Genomic DNA, 23,211 nt, shown 5'->3' on the forward strand with positions numbered 1-23,211 from the left:
GGTCCGGGAGCCGCTCCGGAGGTCCTGTCGCCTCATCCTGGGTGTCGGTGTCGTCCTTCCGACACCCACTAATCTGCCGGAGCTGTGTTAACCCTGTGCTGCGGGCGCGTGACACGTTCGTACCACTTGCCCGAAGGGGGAGTCGGGACCCTTACGGGCCCTCACTTCGGCCCGTTGGCCAGGTACGCCAGCAGGTCCTGCCGGCTCACCACGCCCTTCGGCTTCCCCTCCACCAGCACGATCGCCGCGTCCGCCGTGCCCAGCACCGCCATCAGGTCCTCGACCGGCTCGCCGGAGCCGACGTGCGGCAGCGGCGGGCTCATGTGCTTCTCCAGCGGGTCGGTCAGCTCCGCGCGGCGGGCGAACAGGGCGTCCAGCAGTTCGCGTTCCACCACCGAACCGATGACCTCGGCGGCCATCACATCCGGGTGCCCGGCGCCCGGCTTCACGATCGGCATCTGCGAGACGCCGTACTCCCGCAGGACGTCGATGGCCTCGCCCACCGTCTCGTCCGGGTGCATATGGACCAGCGAGGGCAGTCCGCCCTGCTTGCCCTGAAGGACGTCGCCGACGCGCACCGAGGGGCCGTCCTCCTCCAGGAAGCCGTAGTCGGCCATCCACTCATCGTTGAAGATCTTGGACAGATAGCCACGGCCGCTGTCGGGCAGCAGCACGACCACCACATCGTCCGGGCCGAGCCGCTCGGCGACCCTCAGCGCGCCCACGACCGCCATTCCGCAGGAGCCGCCGACCAGCAGCCCCTCCTCCTTGGCCAGCCGCCGCGTCATCTGGAAGGCGTCCTTGTCGGAGACCGCGACGATCTCGTCCGCGACGGTCTGGTCGTAGGCGGTCGGCCAGAAGTCCTCACCGACGCCCTCGATCAGATACGGGCGGCCGGAGCCGCCGGAGTAGACCGAGCCCTCGGGGTCGGCGCCGATCACCTGGACCCGCCCCTCGCTGGCCTCCTTCAGGTAGCGGCCGGTGCCCGAGATCGTGCCGCCGGTGCCGACGCCCGCGACGAAGTGGGTGATCTTCCCCTCCGTCTGTTCCCACAGCTCGGGGCCGGTGGACTCGTAGTGGGAGAGCGGGTTGTTCGGGTTGCTGTACTGGTCGGGCTTCCAGGCCCCCGGCGTCTCGCGGACCAGCCGGTCGGAGACGTTGTAGTACGAGTCGGGGTGCTCGGGGTCCACGGCGGTGGGGCAGACCACCACCTCGGCGCCGTAGGCCCGCAGCACGTTGATCTTGTCCGTGGACACCTTGTCCGGGCAGACGAAGATGCACTTGTAGCCCTTGCGCTGGGCGACCATCGCGAGGCCCACGCCCGTGTTGCCGGACGTCGGCTCGACGATGGTGCCGCCCGGCTTGAGCTCACCGGAGCGCTCGGCTGCCTCGATCATCCGGACGGCGATCCGGTCCTTCACCGAGCCGCCGGGATTGAAGTATTCGACCTTGGCCAGGACGGTTGCCCGGATGCCCTCGGTCACCGTGTTGAGCTTCACCAGCGGGGTGTTGCCGACCAGCTCAATCATCGATTCGTAGTACTGCACACCTGCTCCTGGTCCGGTTCCGCGGGATCTCCGCGTCGGGGCGGCCGCCATCGCGGCGCCGTGCTGTCAGCTTATTGCGCGCCCCCGCCCTGCGACCCGTGCGTTGGGAGGAAGGCTGTGCGGGGCAACAAGTTGTTAGCGAGGCGTACAAAGGAGAAGGAAGCGCGTACGCGTGCGGACGGAGGTGGGCTGGACCCATGTCGATGTCGAGGGCGAGGGTGGCGCGGCGGATCGCGGCCGCGGCGGCGTACGGGGGCGGCGGGATCGGGCTGCTGGGTGGGGTGACCGCCGTGTTGTTGCTCACTGAGGTGTCCCATGCGAAGCGGGTCGTGGGCGGGTCGGACGATGCTCCGCCGCGCGCGGACGGCCGATATGGCTTCGCCTTCGCCCGCAGGACCGGCCAGCCCCCACTGCGGCTGGCCTTTCTCGGCGACTCCACGGCCGCCGGACAGGGCGTCCACCGCCCTAGTCAGACACCGGGCGCGCTGCTCGCCTCGGGGCTCGCGGCGGTCGCCGAGCGCCCGGTGGACCTGCGGAACGTAGCACTGCCGGGGGCGCAGTCCAGCGATCTGGAGCGCCAGGTCACGCTGGTGCTGGAGGATGCGGAGCTGCTTCCCGATGTGTGCGTGATCATGATCGGCGCCAATGACGTGACCCGCCGGATGCCGCCCGCCAAGTCGGTGCGGCTGCTGTCCGACGCGGTGCGCAGGCTGCGCGAGAGCGGCTGCGAGGTGGTGGTGGGCACCTGTCCCGACCTCGGCACGATCGAGCCTGTCTATCAGCCGCTGCGCTGGGTCGCGCGGCGGCTGAGCCGACAGCTGGCCGCCGCGCAGACGATCGGGGTGGTGGAGCAGGGCGGGCGTACGGTCTCGCTGGGCGATCTGCTGGGACCCGAGTTCGCGGCCAATCCGCGCGAGCTGTTCGGCCCGGACAACTTCCACCCCTCGGCGGAGGGGTACGCGACGGCCTCGATGGCCGTTCTGCCGACCCTGTGCGACTCGCTGGGCCTGTGGCCCGAGGAGGCGCCGGAGACGCTCGACGAGGGCATCCTGCCGGTCGCCACGGCGGCGGCCGAGGCGGCCGCGGAGGGTGGCACCGAGGTCACGGCGGCTCGGGGGCCCTGGGCTCGGCTGTCGCGGCGTCATCGGCCCGCGACGAAGGAACCGGCGGCCGTGTCCGGCTCCACCGACACCTCGTCCCCATCGGGCTGCTGACCCCGGCCGGGGCCGTGTGCCGTGGCCCCGGGCCGTGGCCCCCGCTCCAGTCGGGCCTGCGGGCCCAGCCCACCGGGCCTGCGGGCCGGGGGCCCGGGGCCCGGAAGCCCGGAGGCCCGTGGGCCCGGAGGCCCGTGGGCCCGGAGGCCCGTGGGCCCGGAGGCCCGTGGGCCCGGAGGCCCGTGGCCCGAGGCCCGGGGGCCGTGGCCCGAGGCCCGAGGCCCGAGGCCCGGAGCCCGAGGCCCGGAGGCCCGGAGGCCCGGAGCCCGAAGGCCCGGAGGCCCGGAGGCCCGGAGCCCGAAGGCCCGGAGCCCGAAGGCCCGGAGGCCCGCCGGGCCGGTAGCAGCCCCTGCGGCCGCGCCCGGCCGCCATAACCCTCCAGGACGGGCCGATCTGCCCGGCCGGGCCCGGGTCTCGTCTCGCGCCTTCGGCGCAATTGAGCAGCGGCGCCGCAAGTGCCCAGCCGAGCCCTCACCGCCGACCGCCGGGTCGGAAGGGGCGAGGGCCCATGGCGGCTCCCGCTACCGGAGCCCGAGGCCGACGCCGGACAGCGGGCCGTGGCGGGCCGGACCTGCCGCCGGGGCGGTGGCGGCTTCCGTGGCCCGGGGGGTACCCCTCTGGAAAGCGCTTGATGGATTAGTTGCATCGGATCAAGTACTAGTCGGGAGGGGCGGGACGCCGGGACCGTCCGGTCATCCGGTCGCCCGGGGAGCGGGCGCCCGGCCCGCGTTCGGGGCCCGGGGGCCTGGCGCGGCGCCCAGGGGGCTGTCGGGGGCCCGTAGAGCGCGGGGGAAGGGCGCCGTAAGCGGGGCGAACCCGGGGTCACTGAGCGTACGCTTGGAAAAAAGAGTTCCGCGTCACAGCCCGCACCCCGTGACCCCGCCGATACGTGCAGGTAACTTCCCTCAGAGCCCCAACCCTCACCCCCGCCCCCATGGAGCCGTGATGCCCGAAGCAGTGATCGTCTCTGCAGCCCGTTCTCCCATCGGCCGCGCCTTCAAGGGATCGCTCAAAGATCTGCGCCCGGACGACCTCACCGCCGAGATCATCCAGGCCGCGCTCGCCAAGGTCCCCGAGCTCGATCCGCGCGAGATCGACGACCTGATGCTCGGCTGCGGACTCCCGGGCGGTGAGCAGGGGCACAACCTGGGGCGGATCGTGGCCGTGCAGATGGGGATGGACCACCTCCCCGGCTGTACGATCACCCGCTACTGCTCCTCCTCCCTCCAGACCTCGCGCATGGCCCTGCACGCCATCAAGGCGGGCGAGGGCGACGTCTTCATCTCGGCGGGCGTCGAGATGGTCTCGCGGTCGAAGAAGGGCACCTCGGACGGGCTGCCGGACACCCACAACCCGCTGTTCGAGGAGGCCGAGGCCCGTACGGCCACGCGCGCCGAGCAGGGGGGCTCCGACTGGCACGACCCTCGCGAGGACGGCCTGCTGCCCGACCCGTACATCGCGATGGGCCAGACGGCCGAGAACCTGGCCCGGCTCAAGGGCGTCACCCGCGAGGACATGGACGAGTTCGGCGTCCGGTCCCAGAACCTCGCCGAGGAAGCCATTCAGAAGGGCTTCTGGGAGCGTGAGATCACCCCGGTGACCACCCCCGACGGCACGGTCGTCAGCCAGGACGACGGCCCCCGCGCGGGCACCACCCTGGAGGCCGTGCAGGGCCTGAAGCCGGTCTTCCGCCCCGACGGCCGGATCACCGCGGGCAACTGCTGCCCGCTCAACGACGGCGCCGCGGCGCTGGTGATCATGTCCGACACCAAGGCGCGGGAGCTGGGCGTGACCCCGCTGGCCCGGATCGTGTCGACCGGCGTCTCCGGCCTCTCCCCCGAGATCATGGGGTACGGACCGGTCGAGGCGTCCAAGCAGGCGCTGGCTCGCGCCGGGATGTCGATCGGCGACATCGACCTGGTGGAGATCAACGAGGCGTTCGCCGCGCAGGTCATCCCGTCCTACCGCGATCTGGGCATCGACCTGGACCGGCTCAACGTCAACGGCGGCGCCATCGCCGTGGGCCACCCCTTCGGCATGACCGGCGCCCGGATCACCGGCACGCTGATCAATTCGCTGCAGTTCCACGACAAGCAGTTCGGCCTGGAGACCATGTGCGTCGGCGGCGGCCAGGGCATGGCGATGGTCATCGAGCGCCTGAGCTGAGCCGGGCTGAGCCGGGCGACCGAGCCCGGCCGAGCCGCTGGACCGATCCGGACCGGACCGAGGCGCCGAGCCGCCCCGCGCCTGGGACACTGGGTTCGATCGAGCCGTGACCGAATCTCCCCCAGGATGTGACAAAGGTCCTGGGGGAGAGCCGTCTGCCCAGCTCAGCACGGGTGACCAAAGGCCCGTCCGGTACCGAATTCCGTCCATTTGGTGATGGTATGCACTGACGTCGAGAGGCGATAAGCCTCAAGCTGAGGTAGGAATTCGGGGGATCAACAGCCAACCGGGAGTACGTCAGTGAGCCCCACGACTCTTGCCCTCCTCCTGGCCGCGGTGACCGCCACGGCCGTAGGGGCGGCCGCCCTGCACACCGCCCGCGGTATGCGCCGGCAGATCTGTGAGCTGCGCGCCGAGCTCGCGGCCACCGTCGCCGTCGGCGCCCAGGCGGCCAGGGGCGGCGAGGAGAACGGCGCGACGGTGCCCGCCCCCCGCGCCACCCCAGCCGCCGAGATACGCGCGGCCGTCGCCGAGGCGCTCGCCGAGGAGCGGGAGCGCGAGCTGGCCGAGGCGCGGGCCTTCTGGGCCGCCCAGGAGGCCAGGGACTCCGCCGGAACGGCCGACGCCCACTCGCTGCTGGGCGGGCCCGGCGGGTACGGCGAGGACTCCGTCCAGGACGCGCAGCTCTTCGTGCCCCGCCAGGCCGATCTGGCCGGGCTCGAACCGCTGCTCGGCCTGGACGCGCTGGGTCCCGAGGCGCTGGACTCCACCGGGGACCAGGAGCCCGAGGTCGAGGCCGAAGTGGAGCTGGAGCTGGGCGTCGAGCCGGAGCCGGCGGCCGAGCCCCGGGAGTCGGCCGAGCTCGCGGCGGCCCGCCGGCGCCATCCGTCCCACCCCGACTTCTCCCCGTCGTCACCCGTGGCCGACCACGACCGTACGGTGACCCGGATCACCGAGCTGGCCGACGCCCGCACCCCGCTGTCCGATGTGCGCCCCGGGCCCCTCGGCACCCTCGATGTCTATGTCTTCGTCGACGGCACCACGATCTGCATGACCCCTGGGCACCGGGAGACGGCCGAGCGGCTGGCGGACGCGCTGCGCGAGGGCACCACCCCGGTGCTACTCGGCGGCTCGGGCGTCTCCGGTGCGTATGCGCTCACGTTCGGTTGCGGCGAGGACAATGTGTACGTCCTTGCCGACCGCGTCATCGCCTCGCTGTGAGCCCCGGTACGAACCCGCGGTAAGCCCCGGTACGAACCCGCGGTAAGCCTCGGCGACCGGCGCCCTCAGACCCCGCAGCGCCCGGCCGTCTCCACCACGAGCGCCACCGCCTCGGTGACCCCCTGCGCCGCCCGGCCGCCCCCGAAGCCGCCCGGCGCACGCTCCAGCGCATGCACCAAGTCATGTCCGGCCACCGCGACCTGGTCGGCGACCGCGAACAGCCCCGCGTCCGGCATGATCCGCGGCGGGGTTCCCGGCTCCTCCAGACGCTGTGCACGCGCCGACAATTCCCTGGCCAGCGCCAGTCCTTCGGCCGCCGCGCCCGCGCGCAGCCGGGACTGCGGAAGGGCCCGCAGCCGGTCGGCGAGCCGGTCGACGGCGGTCAGGAGGGAGGTCGCATCATCCACGCTCCGAGCGTATGCGCCACTGAGGGACTGTTGCCAACAGGCGAACACTCAGGCACGGTGAGCTGAAGGAAACCCGGGCCATGGACCCGGGGGCCGGCATGGAAGCGTCCGGAGGCGCCGATGTCCCAAATCTTCTCCGACGAGACTCACCGGAACCTACTCTCCCGCATCCCCCAGTGCACGGGCCGTGAAGTTGCCGACTGGCTGCGCACGGTCGACGATGGCCCCGCTTTCTTCCGCTTCGAGGAGAAGGTCAGCTGGTTGCGCGGCGAGCACCAGCTCGCTTACGGCCACGCGAAGGCCATCATCCATGAACACGACTTGAGGCGTGCGGCGCGCAAGCTGCTGTAGCCGCTGCCCGGAGGCAGAAGCGTGTATGACAGACCCACCGAACCGGGCGGCTTAAGCCGCACAGGAAGAAGGGCCCGCGGAGGTCATCGCCTCCGCGGGCCCTTTCAGGTGGTGCGGGTTCGAGCGGGTGGTGCGGACAGGGCCCGCACCACCGGGCGCTAGTCCCTGAAGATCGAGATCAGCCGGAGCAGCTCCAGGTAGATCCACACCAGCGAGAGCGTCAGCCCGAACGCCGCCAGCCAGGACTCCTCGCGCGGAGCGCCGTACCGGACGCCGTCCTCGATCTGCTTGAAGTCCATCGCCAGGAACGCCGCGCCGAGCACGACACCGACGAGGCCGAAGACGATGCCGAGGCCACCGCTGCGGAAGCCGAGGCCGTCCCCACCGCCGAAGGCGGCGAACAGCAGGTTGACCGCCATCAGCAACACGAAGCCGATGGCGGCGGCGAGCACAAAGCGCTGGAATCGCGCGTTCACCCGGATGAGACGGGTCTTGTACGCGACGAGCACACCGACGAACACGGCCATCGTGCCGAGCACGGCCTGCATCGGGATGCCGGACCAGCGCTCGTTGTACACCTGGCTGATGACGCCGAGAAAGAGGCCCTCGAAGAGGGCGTAACCCATGATCAGCGCAGGCGAGGCCGTGCGCTTGAACGACTGGACGAGGCCGAGCACCATCGCCACGAGCGCGGCGCCGAAGCCCACGCCCACCGGAAGCTGCGCGATCCACGCGGCCGCGGCGGCGACGATGACGGTGCCGAGCGTCATACCGGTGCGCATGACGACGTCGTCCATCGTCATCCGGCCGGTCTGCAGCGGGCCCGCCGGCGGCGCGCCGTACAGCTGCTGCAGCTGCTCGGGGGTCAGATTCTGCTGGTCGCCCGCCGCATAGGGGTTCGTGGGCGCCTGTGTCTGCGCGTACGGATTGCCCTGACCGGCGACGGGGCTCCCGGCCTGCGGCGCCGCGCCGAAACCGGCGTAGCCGCCGCTGCGGCTGAACCCCCGTCGCGAGAAGACCGGGTTGCTGCTCCTCATCTCACTCCTCCATGGCCGCCGGGCGCGACCTTGACTTAAGAGTAATAGGTAAGCAAAGAAAGCACCCTAGTGCCCAAGGAGGATCTTTTCACGCAGGGAGAGACCGCGCGAGGCCCCTGCGGGCCCCGCGCACGCACATTGGGCGACCATCCACACACGCTGAGTGCGCCCACCGGATCTGAAGGTGCCCGGAACCGGACTTGAACCGGTACGCCCGCGAGGGGCAGCGAGGTTTAAGCTCGCCGTGTCTGCATTCCACCATCCGGGCGGCGGTTCCCCCTGGGCCGTACGGAGCGCATACGACCCTCCCCTGGAAGAGAGCAGCACGAGCCTATCCGGGGACATGCCCCCGCACAGTGAATCCTCGGACCGAGGTTGTCTTATTTTATTGGCAACTGAGGGTGCATCAGCAGCGGGGCGGGGTACCCGAAGATGCCGACGGCCATTGGACCTGCCGATATGCCCTGAACCGCCATCAACTGGGGATTGACGCAATCTCGACGCCCCGCCCCGGGCGTCTTCTCCTCCTCAAGGAGGACTCCGCCACCACCACCTACATCGCGAGACCCCCCGCAGAACGGGAGCACGGGCTGATCCCGTCCCCCTTCACAACCGGAACCATGGAGTGACGTCCCGCCCACTCCCGTAGAGCACGACAGGAGTCATCCACCGTGACCACCACCCCCTTCGGCGTCGAAACCGCCCACCGCACCTCAGCGGCGGCCGCCCGGGCCACCGATCTCTCCAAGGTCTACGGCGAGGGCGAGACCCAGGTCATCGCCCTGGACTCGGTCTCGGTCGAGTTCCGTCAGGCGGAGTTCACCGCGATCATGGGCCCCTCTGGGTCCGGCAAGTCGACGCTGATGCACTGCATGGCGGGTCTCGACACGATCTCCAGCGGCTCGGCCCGGATCGGCGACGTCGAACTGACCACGCTCAAGGACAAGAAGCTCACCCAGCTGCGCCGCGACAAGATCGGCTTCATCTTCCAGGCGTTCAACCTGCTGCCGACGCTGAACGCGCTGGAGAACATCACCCTCCCGATGGACATCGCCGGTCGCAAGGCCGACTCCGCGTGGCTGGACCGGGTCGTGGCCACGGTCGGCCTGGCCGGCCGGCTCAAGCACCGGCCCAACCAGCTGTCGGGTGGTCAGCAGCAGCGCGTGGCGGTGGCCCGCGCCCTGGCCGGCCAGCCGGAGATCATCTTCGCCGACGAGCCGACCGGAAACCTGGACTCCCGCTCCGGCGCCGAGGTCCTGGGCTTCCTCCGCAACTCGGTGCGGGAGATGGGCCAGACGATCGTGATGGTGACTCACGACCCGGTCGCCGCGTCCTACGCCGACCGCGTCGTCTTCCTCGCCGACGGCCGCATCGTGGACGACCTGCCCAACCCCACCGCCGACTCGGTCCTGGACCGTATGAAGCGGTTCGACGCCAAGGGCCGTACGAGCTGACGCGAGGCGCCCCCACATCCGTACGCCGCCTCGCACTCCCCTCCCCACCCCTCAGGACTGACACTCATGCTCCGTACAGCCCTGCGCAATGTGCTTGCGCACAAGGCCCGGTTGCTGATGACCGTGCTCGCCGTGATGCTCGGCGTGGCCTTCGTCGCCGGCACCCTGGTCTTCACCAACACCATCTCCGACGCCTACCAGAAGAGCTCCCAGAAGGGCTTCCAGGGCGTCGACGTCGCCATCAGCCCGGACAAGAAGGACGACGACTCCGCGAACCCCGGTGAGGCCCCCCGGCTGAGCCAGCAGGTGCTCGACAAGGCGGCCAAGGTGCCCGGCGCCGCCTCCGCCTACGGGGTCGTGAACGGCTACTCCGCCCTCGCCGACAAGAAGGGCGACCTGCTCGGCGGCGGCTTCTCCAACCGCGGTGGCAACTACTACCCGGGGGCCGACGGCAAGGACCCCCGGTACACGATGACCGAGGGCCGCGCCCCCAAGGCCGCGGGTGAGATCGCGCTCGACTCCAAGACCGCCGAGCGCGGCAAGTACAAGGCCGGGGACTCCATCCGGGTCTCCGTCGACGGCCCGGTGCGCACCGAGAAGGTCGTCGGCGTCTTCACCACCGACGACGGCAATGTCGCGGCCGGCGGCACCCTCGCGCTCTACGACACGGTCACCGCCCAGAAGCTGTTCGCCAAGCCCGGGCAGTTCGACGAGATCGACGTGAAGGCCGCCGCGGGCACCTCGCAGGCGACGCTGAAGTCCGCGCTCGACAAGGTCCTGCCCGAGCAGGCCAAGGCCACCACCGGCAAGAAGCTCGCCAAGGACCAGGCCAAGGCGATCGAAGAGGGCATGAGCAGCATGCAGACCGCGATGCTGGTGTTCGCCGGGATCGCGCTCTTCGTCGGCATCTTCATCATCGTCAACACCTTCTCCATGCTGGTCGCCCAGCGCACCAAGGAGCTCGCCCTGATGCGCGCGGTGGGTGCGACCCGCCGTCAGGTGACCCGGTCGGTGCTGATGGAGGCCACCTTCGTGGGCGCCGTCGCGGCCGTGGTGGGCCTCGCGGCCGGTGTCGGCATCGGCGCCCTGCTGCGCTCGGTGCTCAACTCCACCGGGGCCAGCGTCCCGGACGGTCCGCTCATCGTCGCGCCGACCACCGTCTTGGTCTCGGTGCTCGTGGGCGTCGTGGTGACCGTGCTCTCCGCCTGGCTGCCCGGCCGCCGCGCCGCCAAGATCCCGCCGGTCGCCGCGATGAACAGCGTGCACGCCGCGCCGACCACCCGTGGTCTGGTGGTCCGCAACTCCATCGGCTCGATCCTCGCCGCGGCCGGTATCGCCCTGGTGGTGGCCGGTGCGGGCATGGGCGGCAGCGACGGCCAGGGCCCGATGGCATTCGGCGCGGCCGTCCTGGTGATCGGCGTCTTCGTCCTCACCCCGCTGCTGTCCCGGCCGCTGATCGCGGCCGCCTCCCCGGTGCTGCGGATCTTCGGGATGCCCGGCAAGCTGGCCCGGCAGAACGCGGTGCGCAACCCGCGCCGTACCGCCGCCACCGCCTCCGCCCTGATGGTCGGCCTCACTCTGATCACCGGTATGACGGTGATCGCGGGGAGCATGCAGAAGGGCATCAACAACATGGCCGCCGACGGACTGAAGTCCGACTACGTGGTCAGCATGGGCGGGGACGGCTCGCGGCCGCTGTCGCCGGAGGTGGCCAAGACCCTGGCCAAGGTGCCCGAGGTCAGCGCGATCAGCCCGCTGCGCTCCTCCCCGGCCCGGGTCGCCGGTGACACCGACACCCTGATGGGCGTCGACCCCAAGGCCATCAAGGAACTGGTGAACGTGGACTTCACCGAGGGCTCCTTCGGGGCGCTCGGGGGCACCAAGGTCCTCGTCGACGACAAGATCGCCGACAAGAACCACTGGAAGGTCGGCTCCACCATCCCCGTGACCTACGAGGACGGCAGCAACGGCCGGCTGACCGTGGGCGGTGTCTACGAGGGCAACCAGATGGTCCGCGGCGTCATGCTCGACAGCGCCACGGTCACCCCGCATATGACGACCGTCGCCGACTTCCAGGTGATGCTGAAGACCAAGGGCGGCGCCACGCAGGACACCCAGGACCTGCTGAAGAAGACGCTCGGCGACAACCCCGCGATCAAGATCCAGAACAAGCAGGACCTCTCGGACGAGATCGCCAAGGCCTTCACCCTGATGCTGAACATGCTCTACGGGCTGCTCGGCATGGCCGTGATCGTCGCGGTGCTCGGGGTCATCAACACCCTGGCGATGTCGGTCTTCGAGCGGTCCAAGGAGATCGGCATGCTGCGGGCGATCGGCCTGGACCGGCCCGGCATCAAGCGGATGGTGCGGCTGGAGTCCCTGGTCATCTCGCTCTTCGGCGGGGTGCTCGGCATCGGCCTGGGCGTCTTCTTCGGCTGGGCGGCCGGTGAGCTGATCGCGTCCGAGCTGCCGACCTACGAGCTGGTGCTGCCGTGGGCCCGGATGAGTCTGTTCCTGCTGATGGCCGCGCTGGTCGGCGTGATCGCCGCGCTGTGGCCGGCCCGGCGGGCCTCCAAGCTCAACATGCTGATGGCCATCAAGGCCGAATAGCGGCGAGCCGATCGGCCAACCGCTACCGGACGTCCCCGTCCGCCCCCTCCGCGGGGCGGGCGGGGACGTCCGCGTTTCACCCGCGCCAGTCGCGGGCGCGCAACGGCAGCCCCGAGGTCCCGCTCTCGGGGGTGCGGACGGCGAGGATCTGGTTGACCCCGATCTTGTTGCGTTCGAAGGAGAGGGCGGAGGCCGCCATGTAGAGCCGCCAGACCCGGGCCCGGCCCGGGGAGGTCAGCCGCACGGCCTGGCTCCAGGACCGCTCCAGATTGGCGACCCAGCTGCGCAGCGTGAGCGCGTAGTGCTCACGGATGGCCTCCACATCGCGCACCTCGAAGTCCGCCTCCTCCAGCTGGGTGACGGTCCGGCCGACCGGGGCGAGCTCACCGTCGGGGAAGACATACCGGTCGATGAACTCGTCCACGTGGTACGCCTCTTCCTCCGGCTGGGGGCGCCGGGCGATCTGGTGGTTCAGCACCCGCCCGCCGGGCCGCAGCAGCCGGTGCAGGATGGCGGTGTACTCGGCGTAGCGCACGGAGCCCACATGCTCGGCCATGCCGATGGAGGAGATGGCGTCGTAGGGCCCGTCCGCGACCTCGCGGTAGTCCTGGACCCGGATCTCCACCTGGTCGGTGAGCCCGGCGTCCGCGATGCGCTTACGGGCGTACGCCGCCTGCTCCTCGGAGAGCGTGACGCCGACGGCGCGCACCCCGTACTCGCGGGCCGCGTGCAGCACCATCGAGCCCCAGCCGCACCCCACGTCCAGCAGCCGCTGGCCCGGCCGCAGGGCCAGCTTGCGGCAGACGAGGTCCAGCTTGGCGCGCTGGGCGTCCTCGAGCGCCGCATCCGGGCTGTCCCAGTAGGCGCAGGAGTAGACCATCGAGGGGCCGAGCACCAGCTCGTAGAAGTCGTTGCCGACGTCGTAGTGGTGGCTGATGGCCTTCTTGTCGCGGCGCAGGGAGTGCAGCGGGCCGAAGCTGGTCCGCGCCTCCTCGCGGGGCGGGGGCGGCGGCAGCCCGGGCCCGGCGAGCGCGATCAGCTTCCGGGCGGCGGTGCGCAGCGCGGGGTCGCGCAGCGCCTGGATGCCGGTGCTGAGCCGGGACCGCGGCGCGGTGGCGGGGCCGCGCTCCCACAGCAGCCCGGACAGGCGCTCCAGGGCGTCGTACAGATCGCCCTCGACATCCAGGTCTCCGGCGACCCAGGCGCGGGCCAGGCCCAGCTCGCCCGGCCGCCACAGCAGCCGGCGCAGCGCGCGGCGGCGGCGGATGACCAGGGTGGGGGCGCCGGGCGGGCCGGTCTCGCTGTGGTCCCAGGCGCGGACGCGGATCGGGAGCGGCTCTCCCAGCACCTCCGTGGCCAGGGTGGCGATCCGCCCAGCGGCGTCGGACATGTCACACCTCCGTGATGGCGAGTCAAGAAGATTCACTCACCACGTAAACACCATGGAACCCGCCGTTCAGTCCCGCCGACACGTCTGGAATTGGCAAAACAGCTTCAAAAGGCGGGCCGCCGGCGGGCAGACGAAAGGGCGTCCGCCCCACGGATGGCGGACGCCCTCGGCGTCAGATGTGCGGGTCCGGCCCGGAGGTCAGGACGCCTTGGCCTTCTCGGCCGGTGCCGACGGCTTGGCCGCGGCGGCGGCGCTGACCGGGGAGGCGGCCTCGTAGAACTCCTCGCGGGGGTTCTCGATGGCGCCGAGCGAGACGACCTCGCGCTTGAGGAACATCCCCAGCGTCCAGTCGGCGATCACCCGGATCTTGCGGTTGAAGGTCGGCATGGCCATGCCGTGGTAGCCACGGTGCATGTACCAGGCGAGACGACCCTTCAGCTTGATCTTCATCTTGCCGAAGACGATCATCGCGACGCCCTTGTGGAGGCCCAGGCCCGCGACGGCGCCCTTGTTGGCGTGCTTGTAGTCCTGCTGCGGGAAGCCCCGCATACCGGAGATCACGTTGTCACCGAGGACCTTGGCCTGGCGCAGCGCGTGCTGGGCGTTCGGCGGGCACCAGGCGCCCTCGCCGACGGCGAGGTCCGGGACCTGGGCGTTGTCGCCGGCGGCCCAGACGTAGTCGGTGCCCTGGACCTGGAGGGTCGGGGCGGTGTCCACATGGCCGCGCGGGCCGAGCGGGAGGCCGAAGCGGGCCAGCGCCGGGTTGGGCTTGACGCCGGCGGTCCACACGATGGTGTTGGAGTCGACCTCGAGGCCGTTCTTGAGGACGACATGGCCGTCGATGCAGGAGTCCATCGAGGTCTTGAGGTAGACCTCGACACCGCGCTTCTGCAGGTGCTCCAGACCCCACTGGCCGAGCTTCGGGCCGACCTCCGGGAGGATCTTGTCGGCGGCGTCGACGAGGACGAAGCGCATGTCCTCGCGCTTCACGTTCGGGTAGTACTTGGCCGCGTCACGGGCCATGTCCTCGATCTCGCCGATGGTCTCCGCGCCGGCGAAGCCACCGCCGACGAAGACGAAGGTGAGCGCCTTGCGGCGGATCTCCTCGTCCGTGGTGGAGTCGGCCTTGTCGAGCTGCTCGAGGACGTGGTTGCGCAGGCCGATGGCCTCCTCTATGCCCTTCATACCGATGCCGTTCTCCGCGAGACCGGGGATCGGGAAGGTGCGGGAGACCGCGCCGAGGGCGACGACCAGGTAGTCGAAGGGCAGCTCGTACGTCTCGCCGACGAGCGGCTGGATGACGGCGACCTTGCGGTCCTGGTCGATGGTCGACACTCGGCCGGTGAGGACCTCCGCCTTGGGGAGCACGCGCCGCAGCGGAACCACGACGTGGCGCGGGGAGATGCTGCCGGCCGCAGCTTCGGGGAGGAAGGGCTGGTACGTCATGTACGAGCGAGGGTCGACGACCGTGACGGTCGCCTCGCCGTACCGCATCTTCTTGAGGATGCGGCGTGCCGCGTACAGGCCTACGTACCCACCGCCTACAACGAGGATCCTGGGACGCTCCGTGGTGCTCATGTTTCGAGTATCCAGCACCTCCCGAGGGGGACCTCGTGAGCCCCTTCACAAGCATGGTGGCGGTATCTGCTACACTCCGCCGCTCCCGTGACGGATGCCATATCCGCAGGGGGGAACCATGAGGCGGATCGACACGTTCCCTACCCCTCTGAGCAGGGCTTGTGGTTGAACTCGGGAGTAGACCAGACGGTCCGCACCGATGCCCGCGACACCCCTCTGACACCTCACCATCCGGTCAGTGACGGGGCCCGGCCACCGAAACCGCCCCGGAGGGCCGCATCGGTCGGCCACCAGGCGCCTTTTTCATGTGAAGAGTTTCACGAACTTTCTCGGAGGCGGTTCACGGAAGGCCCCCGAAGGGGGTTCCGTGGCCGCTCATACGTTGTTCCGCCCGCTCAGGCGATGCTCCAGGCGATGCCGTCGAGGATGTCATGCTCGCTCACCACGACCTCCTGGGCGCCGGTCCTTTCCATGATCGAAAGCAGGATGACCGCCCCCGCGCCGATCACATCGACCCGCCCCGGATGCATCACCGGAATCTCCGCCCGCTCGGCGTGGGTGGAGCCGAGCAGCTTCGCGGTGATCTCGCGGACCTGGTCGACGGTGATCCGCGAGTGATGGATCGCGGAGGGGTCGTACTCCTCAAGACCCAGCGCGATCCCGGCCACGGTGGTGACCGAACCGGCCAGCCCGACCAGCGCGTGGCCGTCCGCGGGACGGCAGGCGCGGGTGAGCGGCACGGTCGCTTCGGCGAGGTCCAGCGCCGCGTCCACATCGCCCTTCATGGCGGCGAGCTGATCCTCCGTCGGGGGGTCGGTGATCTCACCGTCGACCACCAGATGGCGCTCGGTCAGCCGGACGCAGCCGATGTCCACACTGCGGGCCGCCCGCACCCCCTCGCCGCCCTCGACGAACTCCGTCGAACCGCCGCCGATGTCCACCACCAGATACGGCCCGGCCACATGATCACGGCCCATGAGCTCCTTGGTGGACCCGGTGAAGGAGAACTCCGCCTCCTGGTCCCCGGTGATCACCTCGGGTTCCACGCCCAGGATCTCCACGACCCCGCGCACGAACTCCTCGCGGTTCTCGGCGTCCCGGGAGGCGGAGGTGGCCACGAAGCGGATGCGCTCGGCGCCCAGCTCCCGGATCACCTCCGCGTACTCGCGGCAGGCGGCGAAGGTGCGCTCCAGGGCCTCGGGGGCGAGCCGTCCCGTACGGTCCACGCCCTGGCCCAGCCGGACGATCTTCATCCGGCGGTCCAGCTCGCTCAGCTCCCCGGTGGCCGGATCGGCGTCCGCCACCAGCAGCCGGATCGAATTGGTGCCGCAGTCCACGGCGGCGACGCGGGTCATGCGCTCTCCTCCCGGCCCGTGTCCTCGGCCCCGCAGGGGCTCACACACGGGCCCTTGCGCCACCACTCCGGCAGCATCGCCAGCGCCTCGTCCCCGAGCGGATTGACCCCGGGTCCGGCCGCGAGGGCGTGGGCGACCAGGACGTGCAGGCACTTCACCCGGTCCGGCATCCCGCCCGCGCTGGGGAAGCCCTGGAGCACCTCGATCGCGTCGCGGCGCGCGATGTAGTCCTCGTGGGCGGCGCGGTAGGCGGCGGCGAGCTCGGGGTCGGTGGCCAGCCGGGCCGTCATCTCCTTCATCACGCCCTCGGCCTCCAGCGTGCCGATCGCGGACGCGGCACGCGGACAGGTCAGGTAGTAGAGGGTGGGGAAGGGCGTACCGTCCTCGAGCCGCGGCGCGGTCTCCACGACGTCCGGATTGCCGCAGGGGCAGCGGTGCGCGATCGCACGCAGGCCCCGGGGCACACGGCTCAGCTGCTCCCGTACGGCGTGAATGTCCGCGTCGGTGGGCGCGGTGGGCTCCGTCTGGGGCGGGGGCGTATCCATGAGTGGGAAAGTTCTTCTTCTTCGTTTCGATTCGAACACCGGGTGCGACCGACGGCCGGAGCGCGGCGCCTCAGCGGCGCGCGCTGCCCGCCCCCGCCGCGTCCGCCGTGTCCACGGCGTCCCAGAGGTTGGAGTACCAGGGGCGGCCGGCCGCGCCCTGGTCGGTGGAGCGCTCGCTGGCGCCGCTGCCGTCCACCACGCTGTAGCCGGTCTCCCCCGGCATCAGGAAGTGCAGCCGCTCCCGGGCCTGTTGCTCGGTGTAGGCGGGGTCGCGCAGCCGGGCCTTCCGCTCCCGCAGCTTCTTCACGTCCTCGCGGGCCCGCTGGGCCTCGCTCCGCTGCTCGGCGATGTCGGAGCGCTGGGAGATGTACTGCCGCATCGGGTAGGCGAGCGCCACCACGAGGGAGCAGACGACCAGCGCGAGCAGGGCCGCGCGGCCGGTCAGCCGGCCCCGGCGGCGCTTGGTCCGCACCCGGTAGACCCGGGCGGCGGCATGCTCGCCGAGCGCCTTGAGCCTGGTCGCGGTGGAGAACCGTTCGCGATCCGCCGGCACGTCGCCTCCCCGGAGATGACTTCGCTTGAGTGACGCGTAACGCCGTCCCCGGTCACGGTACGGGACCGCGGCCGGGGACGGGTGTCAGACGTGTCTGCTACGTGGGGACGTACGCAGGTCAGCCCTTGAAGCGCGGGAAGGCCGAGCGGCCCGCGTACACCGCGGCGTCGTCGAGGATCTCCTCGATGCGCAGCAGCTGGTTGTACTTGGCCACCCGCTCGGAGCGGGCCGGGGCGCCGGTCTTGATCTGGCCGCAGTTGGTGGCGACGGCCAGGTCGGCGATGGTGACGTCCTCGGTCTCACCGGAGCGGTGCGACATCATGCACTTGTAGCCGCTGCGCTGGGCCAGCTCGACGGCGTCCAGGGTCTCGGTCAGCGAGCCGATCTGGTTGACCTTGACCAGCAGGGCGTTGGCGGTGTCGCTGTCGATACCGCGGGAGAGCCGCTCGGGGTTGGTGACGAAGAGGTCGTCGCCGACCAGCTGGACCTTGTCGCCGAGCTGCTCGGTGATGGTCTTCCAGCCGTCCCAGTCCTCCTCGTTCAGCGGGTCCTCGATGGAGACCAGCGGGTACGCGTCGACCAGCTCGGCGTAGTACGAGGTCATCTCGGCGGCGGTGCGGGACTTGCCCTCGAACTCGTACGACCCGTCCTTGTAGAACTCGGAGGCGGCGACGTCCAGCGCGAGCGCGATGTCCTGGCCCGGCTGGTAGCCGGCCTTCTTGATCGCCTCGAGGATCAGGTCGAGGGCCTCACGGTTGGAGCCGAGGTTCGGCGCGAAGCCGCCCTCGTCGCCGAGGCCGGTGGACAGGCCGCGCTCCTTCAGCACGGACTTCAGGGTGTGGTAGACCTCGGCGCCCCAGCGCACGGCCTCGGAGAAGGACTCCGCGCCGATCGGCGCGATCATGAACTCCTGGATGTCCACATTGGAGTCGGCGTGCGATCCGCCGTTGAGGATGTTCATCATCGGGACCGGCAGCAGATGCGCGTTCGGCCCGCCGAGGTAACGGAAGAGCGGGAGGTCGGACGCCTCGGAGGCGGCGTGCGCGACCGCGAGGGAGACACCGAGGATGGCGTTGGCGCCGAGCGAGGACTTGTCCGGGGTGGCGTCCAGGTCGAACATCGCCTGGTCGATCAGGCGCTGCTCGGTGGCGTCGTAGCCGACCAGCTCGGGGCCGATCTGCTCGATGACGGCGAGGACGGCCTTCTCCACGCCCTTGCCGTTGTAGCGGTTCTTGTCGCCGTCACGGAGCTCGAGGGCCTCGAAGGCGCCGGTGGAGGCGCCGGACGGAACGGCGGCACGGCCGGTGCTGCCGTCGTCGAGGCCAACCTCGACCTCGACCGTGGGGTTGCCTCGCGAGTCGAGGATCTCGCGAGCTACGACGACGTCGATGGACGGCACGAGGTTCTCCTTCGTATGGGTCTGCGGTAGCAGCACGAGCCTAACGGGCCGGGAGGGCTGCACCCCGCGTTCGCCCGCCCCGCGAGACGGGGGCGTGACATAAAAAGCCATATTCTGCATCACATATCCAGATTTCTGGTCAATCGGGAAATGCGGGAGCCCCGGTGGGGCGCGCCATAGGGGCGGCACGCCCGACCGGGGCTCGACTCTCAGGTGCTCACCGTGGCTCAGCCGAGGTGGAGCTTCTGGCCCGGGTAGATCAGGTCGGCCTTCTCCACGATGTCGTCGTTCAGCTTGAAGAGCTTCTTCCAGCCGCCCTTGACGTGGTGCTCCTTGGCGATCGTGCCGAGGGTGTCGCCGGACTTGACCTTGTACTCGCCGTCACCCTTCTTGATCGGGCCACGGGTCTGCTCACGCGCGGCGCGCTCGGGCGCGGAGTGCGGCTGCGCCTTCGGCTGGGCAGGCTGGGCGGCCGGGGCCGACTTGGTGGAGGCCGACGGCTGGTCCTGCGAACCGGAGGGCGCGGAGGGGGCGGAGGGGGCGGACGGGCTGCCGCCGGAGGTCAGACCCTTGCCGCAGACCGGCCAGGCACCCTTGCCCTGGCTGCCGAGGACCTTCTCGGCTATCTGGATCTGCTGGCTCTTGCTGGCCTTGTCCGCGGTGGGCGCGTAGGCGGTGCCGCCGTACGCGGCCCAGGTGGAGCTCGAGAACTGCAGGCCGCCGTAGTAGCCGTTGCCGGTGTTGATCGACCAGTTGCCACCGGCCTCGCACTGCGCGACCTGGTCCCACTGGGAGCTGGTGGCCGCGGAGGCGGAGGTCGCCCCGATGAGGGGCGCCGCCACGGCGGCACCGGCGAGACCGGTGAGCGCGGCGATACGGGTGGCCTTGGAGGGACGGCGGTGCTTCCCGTTGGACTTCAGCATCGTTGGTTCGTTTCCTCACCGACGCCTACGAGGTGAGCTGTCGGGTTCGGACGTGAGTTGCCCGGCCGGTCGCGATGGTCGCTCCCGGCTTCACCCCTAGCCGACGAGCCCGTGTCCACAGGCCACTCGGCACCTACCTTGGGTCCCCCGCTCCTGCCTTCGGCGCTGACGCGTCGGATTCCCCCCGACCGCCGGCAGGATTCGGCGTGACGATCGACGGTGCTCGCGGTGGCGAGCGGAAAGACGTTAAACACACCTCCCGAGAACGTTCAAACACCCCAATGGCAGCGAATGGGGTTGTAATTGATCTCACCCGGCCCACATCGGCGCAGGTAGGGCCGGGTGAGGAGAGATCGGACAGGAGGTGCGGCCCGGAAATTGTGACGAGATGTATGTCTCATCGGAACCAGATCGGGCAATTCCCCCCGAATCACTGCTCCCTGATGGCGAGGTCAAGTCGCTGACCAGGGATGATCAGGTCGGGGTCGATTCCGATGAGCTCCTCGTTGCTCTCGTAGAGCCCTTCCCAACCTCGGGACACATTCCGGTCCTCGGCAATCCCTGACAGATTGTCACCGGGGCGAACGGTGTAAGCGTCGTCCGTGGGGCTCTGGTCGCGGTCCGCGGCGTCGCGCGAAGCGTGGCGCCCGGAGGGCTGCCCGTCCGCCGCATCGCCGCCCTCGCCCCGCTCCCCGGCGTCCGGGGCGCCGCGGTGGCGGCCGGAGGGCGAGGGGTCGGCGGAGGGATCCGCCGAGGACCCCTTCGAGCCGCCCGATGCCGAGTCGCCCGAGCCGTCCGACGCCGGGTCATCCGAGGCCGAACCGTCCGGCGTCGGGGTGTCCGACGCCGAGCCGTCCAGCCCGTCGGGGGACTTGGAGGTGCGAGGGGCCTCCGGCCCCTCGGTCGATCCGGACGAATCCGGCTTACCGGCCCTGTCGGACGTTCCCGAACGGTCCGCCTCCGGCGAGGAGGAGCCGTCCCGCCCCCGGTCCCCCGCCTCGCCCCGGCCCGTCCCCGCATCCGGGGCGGCCGTGCCGCCGGGGTTCACATCGGGGGCGCCGCCGCCGTCGGTGAGCCCGGCGCCCAGCGCGCAGCTCGGCCAGGCGTCGGGGCCGCGGTCGCCGAGGATCGACTGGGCGACGGATATCTGCTGGGAGCGGCTGGCCAGGTCGGGGCGCGGGGCGTACTCCGTGCCGCCGTAGTCCTTCCACATGTCGAGGGTCAGCTGCAGTCCGCCGTAGAAGCCGTTGCCCTCGTTGGCGCTCCACATGCCACCGCTCTCGCACTCGGCGACCTGATCCCAGGTGGCGGTGTCGGCGGCCTGGGCGCCGGAGGCCCCGAAGAGGGGCAGGGCGATGCTCGCCCCCGTGACCCCCGCCGCGACGATGATGGCCGGAGCCTGACGGGGGCGACGGTGTCGACCATTACCGGAACGCATGCGATTGCCCTCTCTATGGCGAACTCGGTTGCCGGTGAACATAGCGAGGGCACTCGATCATCACAAGCCGATGTATCCCAGGTCACGCCGAGGTCACACGACTGATCATTCGTCACCAATGTCCGTACGTACGGGGCTTGGACGCCTCAGCGGTCCGCGGAATTCCAGGTCACCGGGAGCGTGCGCAGCCCGCGCATGATGAGCCCGCCGCGCCACCGCAGATCCTCCGGATCCGCCGCGAGCCGCAGTCCGGGCAGGCGCCGCAGCAGGGTGGCGATCGCGGTCTGCGCCTCCAGCCGGGCGAGCGGGGCGCCGAGGCAGTAGTGGATGCCGTGGCCGTAGCCGAGGTGCTGGTTGTCGCGGCGGGTGAGGTCGAGGACATCGGGCTCCGCGAACCGTTCGGGGTCCCGGTCGGCCGCGGCGAGCACCACCAGCACCGGCTCCCCTTCGGCGATGCGCTGCCCCGCGAGGGTGAGCGGCTCGATGGCGAACCGCCAGGTGGCGATCTCCACGGGCCCGTCGTAGCGCAGCAGCTCCTCGACCCCGGCGGCCAGCAGCCGCTCGTCCCCGTCTTCCAGGGCCCGCCGCATGACGGTGCGCTGCTCCGGATGGCGCAGGAGTGCGTAGACCCCGTTGCCGATGAGGTTGACGGTGGTCTCGAAGCCGGCGAACAAGAGGATGAAGGCCATGGCCGCGGCCTCGTTCTCGGTGAGGTGCTCACCGTGGTCGCTGGCCCGGATCAGCCCCGAGATCAGATCCTCCCCGTCCTCTTCTTCCCTCCGCTCCCCAAGCTCCAGGCGCTTGCGGTGGATCAGCTCGCCGAGATACGCGCGGATCCTCTTCACGGCGCGGGCCACCCCGCCACGCGGGCCTCCGCCATGCCGGATCATCGCGCCGGCCCAGTCCCGGAAGTCGTCCTGGTCCTCGCGCGGCACCCCGAGCAGATCGCAGATCGCATAGATAGGGAGAGGGAAGGCGAACTCATGGATGAGGTCTGCCTCTCCCCTTTCCTCGAAGGTGTCGATGAGCTGATCGGTGAGGGTCTGCACGCGAGGGGTGAACGCGGCCACCCGGCGCGGGGTGAACGCCTTGGAGACCAGGCGTCGCAGCCGGGTGTGGTCGGGAGGGTCGATGTTGAGCAGATGTGTCATCAGATCTGCACGTTGTTCGCCGGGAATGCCCACCTTGCCCTTTGCGTGGGCCGCCGCGCTGTGCCGCTGGGGGTTCTTGGAGAGCCGGGGATCGGCCAGCGCCTTCCGGGCATCGGCGTAACGGGTCACGAGCCAGGCGTCGACGCCACTGGGCAGCGTGGTCCGGTGCACCGGGGCGTGCTCGCGCAGCCAGGCGTACGCCGGGTAGGGATCGGTGGCGAACTCCCAGGTGAAGAGGGTGGGAGCGGAGCTGTCACGGGGCTGTTCCGACACGCCCCGACGATACCCGCGACCAGTCTCCCCCTCCGGCCTGTCGGAAGTAACGGGCAACAGGAGAAATAAGTGAATAAGCAGAACAAAGAGAATAAGGGAGCAATGACCGGGATGAATGCCTGGCGGAATTCCTCATTCATCTCCACACATCCTTCACCACCCACGCACAGCGCGGGTCGAATGCCCGGATATCTGATGGCTGCGACCGCCGTTCGGCGGTTGCCCGCGCCGCCCCGACGCGAACCCCCGGGACATGCCCTGACGTCGGTCAACGCGGTGAACTGGCGGTGTGTCTGAAACGACGTCAGGTGAACGAATGAGACTGGGGCACATGCGCGGAGCCCAGCGATACCGGTGATACGATCACCGCGCTTGCCAGGCGAGCCAAGGGCGCGTAAGACACACGGCGATCCGGCGCATCAGCCGAGAGGATCCCCACTCTGAGGAGCATTATGCCGCCAGTTGGGCATATGGAGCCGTTCCGGCGCACCGACGCCTGCGCGCTGCCGTCGGCAAGACGAGTGCGATGTCCCCGGAACCCGCGGGCGCCGTACGGGCGCTGACTTACCGCTGCTCAGGAACATTCCAGACGCATAACG

The 23,211-nt window shown here is 70.4% G+C and carries 18 protein-coding genes, 1 tRNA gene and 1 riboswitch; of the genes, 6 read left to right on the forward strand and 13 right to left on the reverse strand.

The genetic code is table 11. The annotated features are described in order from the left end of the window. Positions 1-161 precede the first annotated feature (161 nt). On the reverse strand, positions 162-1,547 hold the full coding sequence (locus AS97_RS19885) for a cystathionine beta-synthase (protein WP_125759780.1): 1,386 nt from the start codon (positions 1,545-1,547) through the stop codon (positions 162-164). 197 nt (positions 1,548-1,744) lie between these two features. On the opposite strand from AS97_RS19885, the gene AS97_RS19890 reads away from it, so the two are divergent. The 3 genes from AS97_RS19890 (at position 1,745) to AS97_RS19900 (ending at position 6,148) form a co-directional block, all read left to right on the forward strand. Beyond that, positions 1,745-2,761 carry an SGNH/GDSL hydrolase family protein gene (locus tag AS97_RS19890; protein WP_059145160.1) on the forward strand — a complete coding sequence of 339 codons (1,017 nt, stop codon included), beginning with the start codon at positions 1,745-1,747 and terminating at the stop codon, positions 2,759-2,761. A 945-nt stretch (positions 2,762-3,706) separates the two neighbouring features. Continuing rightward, positions 3,707-4,927, forward strand: coding sequence for an acetyl-CoA C-acetyltransferase (locus AS97_RS19895; protein ID WP_210565386.1), 1,221 nt, complete (start codon positions 3,707-3,709; stop codon positions 4,925-4,927). A gap of 300 nt (positions 4,928-5,227) precedes the next feature. Continuing rightward, entirely contained in the window at positions 5,228-6,148 is a 921-nt protein-coding gene (locus tag AS97_RS19900) for a hypothetical protein (protein ID WP_079059461.1), read from the forward strand. Between the two features lie 65 nt (positions 6,149-6,213). On the opposite strand, the gene AS97_RS19905 is transcribed toward AS97_RS19900, so the two are convergent. Continuing rightward, a complete protein-coding gene (locus AS97_RS19905; RefSeq protein ID WP_086710659.1) occupies positions 6,214-6,555 on the reverse strand; it encodes a hypothetical protein in 342 nt (113 codons plus the stop codon). A 120-nt stretch (positions 6,556-6,675) separates the two neighbouring features. On the opposite strand from AS97_RS19905, the gene AS97_RS19910 reads away from it, so the two are divergent. Next, positions 6,676-6,906 carry a DUF4287 domain-containing protein gene (locus AS97_RS19910; protein ID WP_014061257.1) on the forward strand — a complete coding sequence of 77 codons (231 nt, stop codon included), beginning with the start codon at positions 6,676-6,678 and terminating at the stop codon, positions 6,904-6,906. 158 nt (positions 6,907-7,064) lie between these two features. Here AS97_RS19910 and AS97_RS19915 read toward each other — a convergent pair whose 3' ends face one another. Both AS97_RS19915 and AS97_RS19920 read right to left on the reverse strand, forming a co-directional pair. Then, positions 7,065-7,943 carry a Bax inhibitor-1/YccA family protein gene (locus AS97_RS19915; RefSeq protein ID WP_059145163.1) on the reverse strand — a complete coding sequence of 293 codons (879 nt, stop codon included), beginning with the start codon at positions 7,941-7,943 and terminating at the stop codon, positions 7,065-7,067. Between the two features lie 185 nt (positions 7,944-8,128). Then, positions 8,129-8,211: transfer RNA gene (locus tag AS97_RS19920), tRNA-Leu, on the reverse strand. 403 nt (positions 8,212-8,614) lie between these two features. Here AS97_RS19920 and AS97_RS19925 point away from each other — a divergent pair. Together AS97_RS19925 and AS97_RS19930 are read left to right on the forward strand one after the other, a co-directional pair. Next, positions 8,615-9,397 (forward strand): ABC transporter ATP-binding protein, encoded by a 783-nt coding sequence (locus AS97_RS19925; protein ID WP_059145164.1) that lies wholly within the window; start codon positions 8,615-8,617, stop codon positions 9,395-9,397. A gap of 66 nt (positions 9,398-9,463) precedes the next feature. Beyond that, entirely contained in the window at positions 9,464-12,007 is a 2,544-nt protein-coding gene (locus AS97_RS19930) for an ABC transporter permease (protein ID WP_059145165.1), read from the forward strand. A gap of 76 nt (positions 12,008-12,083) precedes the next feature. On the opposite strand, the gene AS97_RS19935 is transcribed toward AS97_RS19930, so the two are convergent. The 9 genes from AS97_RS19935 to AS97_RS19975 form a co-directional block, all read right to left on the reverse strand. Then, positions 12,084-13,397: a cyclopropane-fatty-acyl-phospholipid synthase family protein gene (locus AS97_RS19935; RefSeq protein ID WP_125760050.1), complete on the reverse strand. Its 1,314-nt coding sequence runs from the start codon at positions 13,395-13,397 to the stop codon at positions 12,084-12,086. 198 nt (positions 13,398-13,595) lie between these two features. Further along, positions 13,596-14,975, reverse strand: a complete 1,380-nt coding sequence (locus AS97_RS19940) for an NAD(P)/FAD-dependent oxidoreductase (protein ID WP_059145167.1) — start codon at positions 14,973-14,975, stop codon at positions 13,596-13,598. Between the two features lie 395 nt (positions 14,976-15,370). Beyond that, positions 15,371-16,330 (reverse strand): Ppx/GppA phosphatase family protein, encoded by a 960-nt coding sequence (locus tag AS97_RS19945; protein ID WP_210565387.1) that lies wholly within the window; start codon positions 16,328-16,330, stop codon positions 15,371-15,373. After that, a complete protein-coding gene (locus AS97_RS19950) occupies positions 16,327-16,875 on the reverse strand; it encodes a DUF501 domain-containing protein (RefSeq protein WP_059145169.1) in 549 nt (182 codons plus the stop codon). Before AS97_RS19950 ends, AS97_RS19945 begins: the two co-directional genes overlap by 4 nt. Positions 16,876-16,945: 70 nt before the next feature. Then, the gene (locus AS97_RS19955; RefSeq protein ID WP_059145170.1) at positions 16,946-17,428 is read right to left on the reverse strand and encodes a septum formation initiator family protein; all 483 of its coding nucleotides are present in this window, start codon (positions 17,426-17,428) and stop codon (positions 16,946-16,948) included. A 118-nt stretch (positions 17,429-17,546) separates the two neighbouring features. Continuing rightward, entirely contained in the window at positions 17,547-18,827 is a 1,281-nt protein-coding gene (gene eno, locus AS97_RS19960; protein WP_059145171.1) for a phosphopyruvate hydratase, read from the reverse strand. Between the two features lie 227 nt (positions 18,828-19,054). After that, the gene (locus tag AS97_RS19965; RefSeq protein ID WP_059145172.1) at positions 19,055-19,750 is read right to left on the reverse strand and encodes a transglycosylase family protein; all 696 of its coding nucleotides are present in this window, start codon (positions 19,748-19,750) and stop codon (positions 19,055-19,057) included. 7 nt (positions 19,751-19,757) lie between these two features. Continuing rightward, positions 19,758-19,925: riboswitch (cyclic di-AMP (ydaO/yuaA leader) on the reverse strand. Between the two features lie 255 nt (positions 19,926-20,180). Then, complete coding sequence (locus tag AS97_RS19970) at positions 20,181-21,188, reverse strand: transglycosylase family protein (RefSeq protein ID WP_125759429.1); 1,008 nt, start codon at positions 21,186-21,188, stop codon at positions 20,181-20,183. Positions 21,189-21,334: 146 nt separating this feature from the next. Beyond that, positions 21,335-22,612 (reverse strand): cytochrome P450, encoded by a 1,278-nt coding sequence (locus AS97_RS19975; protein WP_059145174.1) that lies wholly within the window; start codon positions 22,610-22,612, stop codon positions 21,335-21,337. Between the last annotated feature and the right edge of the window lie 599 nt (positions 22,613-23,211).

The sequence above is a fragment of the Streptomyces sp. AgN23 genome (assembly GCF_001598115.1).
Taxonomy (GTDB): Bacteria; Actinomycetota; Actinomycetes; order Streptomycetales; family Streptomycetaceae; genus Streptomyces; species Streptomyces antimycoticus.

What these genes read in the sequence shown, in the direction of transcription:
- AS97_RS19940 (WP_059145167.1), bottom strand. Translation starts at nt 14,975, where the DNA reads ATGAGCACCACGGAGCGTCCCAGGATCCTCGTTGTAGGCGGTGGGTAC.
- AS97_RS19915 (WP_059145163.1), bottom strand. Translation starts at nt 7,943, where the DNA reads ATGAGGAGCAGCAACCCGGTCTTCTCGCGACGGGGGTTCAGCCGCAGC.
- AS97_RS19935 (WP_125760050.1), bottom strand. Translation starts at nt 13,397, where the DNA reads ATGTCCGACGCCGCTGGGCGGATCGCCACCCTGGCCACGGAGGTGCTG.
- AS97_RS19910 (WP_014061257.1), top strand. Translation starts at nt 6,676, where the DNA reads ATGTCCCAAATCTTCTCCGACGAGACTCACCGGAACCTACTCTCCCGC.
- AS97_RS19895 (WP_210565386.1), top strand. Translation starts at nt 3,707, where the DNA reads ATGCCCGAAGCAGTGATCGTCTCTGCAGCCCGTTCTCCCATCGGCCGC.
- AS97_RS19930 (WP_059145165.1), top strand. Translation starts at nt 9,464, where the DNA reads ATGCTCCGTACAGCCCTGCGCAATGTGCTTGCGCACAAGGCCCGGTTG.
- AS97_RS19970 (WP_125759429.1), bottom strand. Translation starts at nt 21,188, where the DNA reads ATGCGTTCCGGTAATGGTCGACACCGTCGCCCCCGTCAGGCTCCGGCC.
- AS97_RS19965 (WP_059145172.1), bottom strand. Translation starts at nt 19,750, where the DNA reads ATGCTGAAGTCCAACGGGAAGCACCGCCGTCCCTCCAAGGCCACCCGT.
- AS97_RS19890 (WP_059145160.1), top strand. Translation starts at nt 1,745, where the DNA reads ATGTCGATGTCGAGGGCGAGGGTGGCGCGGCGGATCGCGGCCGCGGCG.
- AS97_RS19945 (WP_210565387.1), bottom strand. Translation starts at nt 16,330, where the DNA reads ATGACCCGCGTCGCCGCCGTGGACTGCGGCACCAATTCGATCCGGCTG.
- AS97_RS19950 (WP_059145169.1), bottom strand. Translation starts at nt 16,875, where the DNA reads ATGGATACGCCCCCGCCCCAGACGGAGCCCACCGCGCCCACCGACGCG.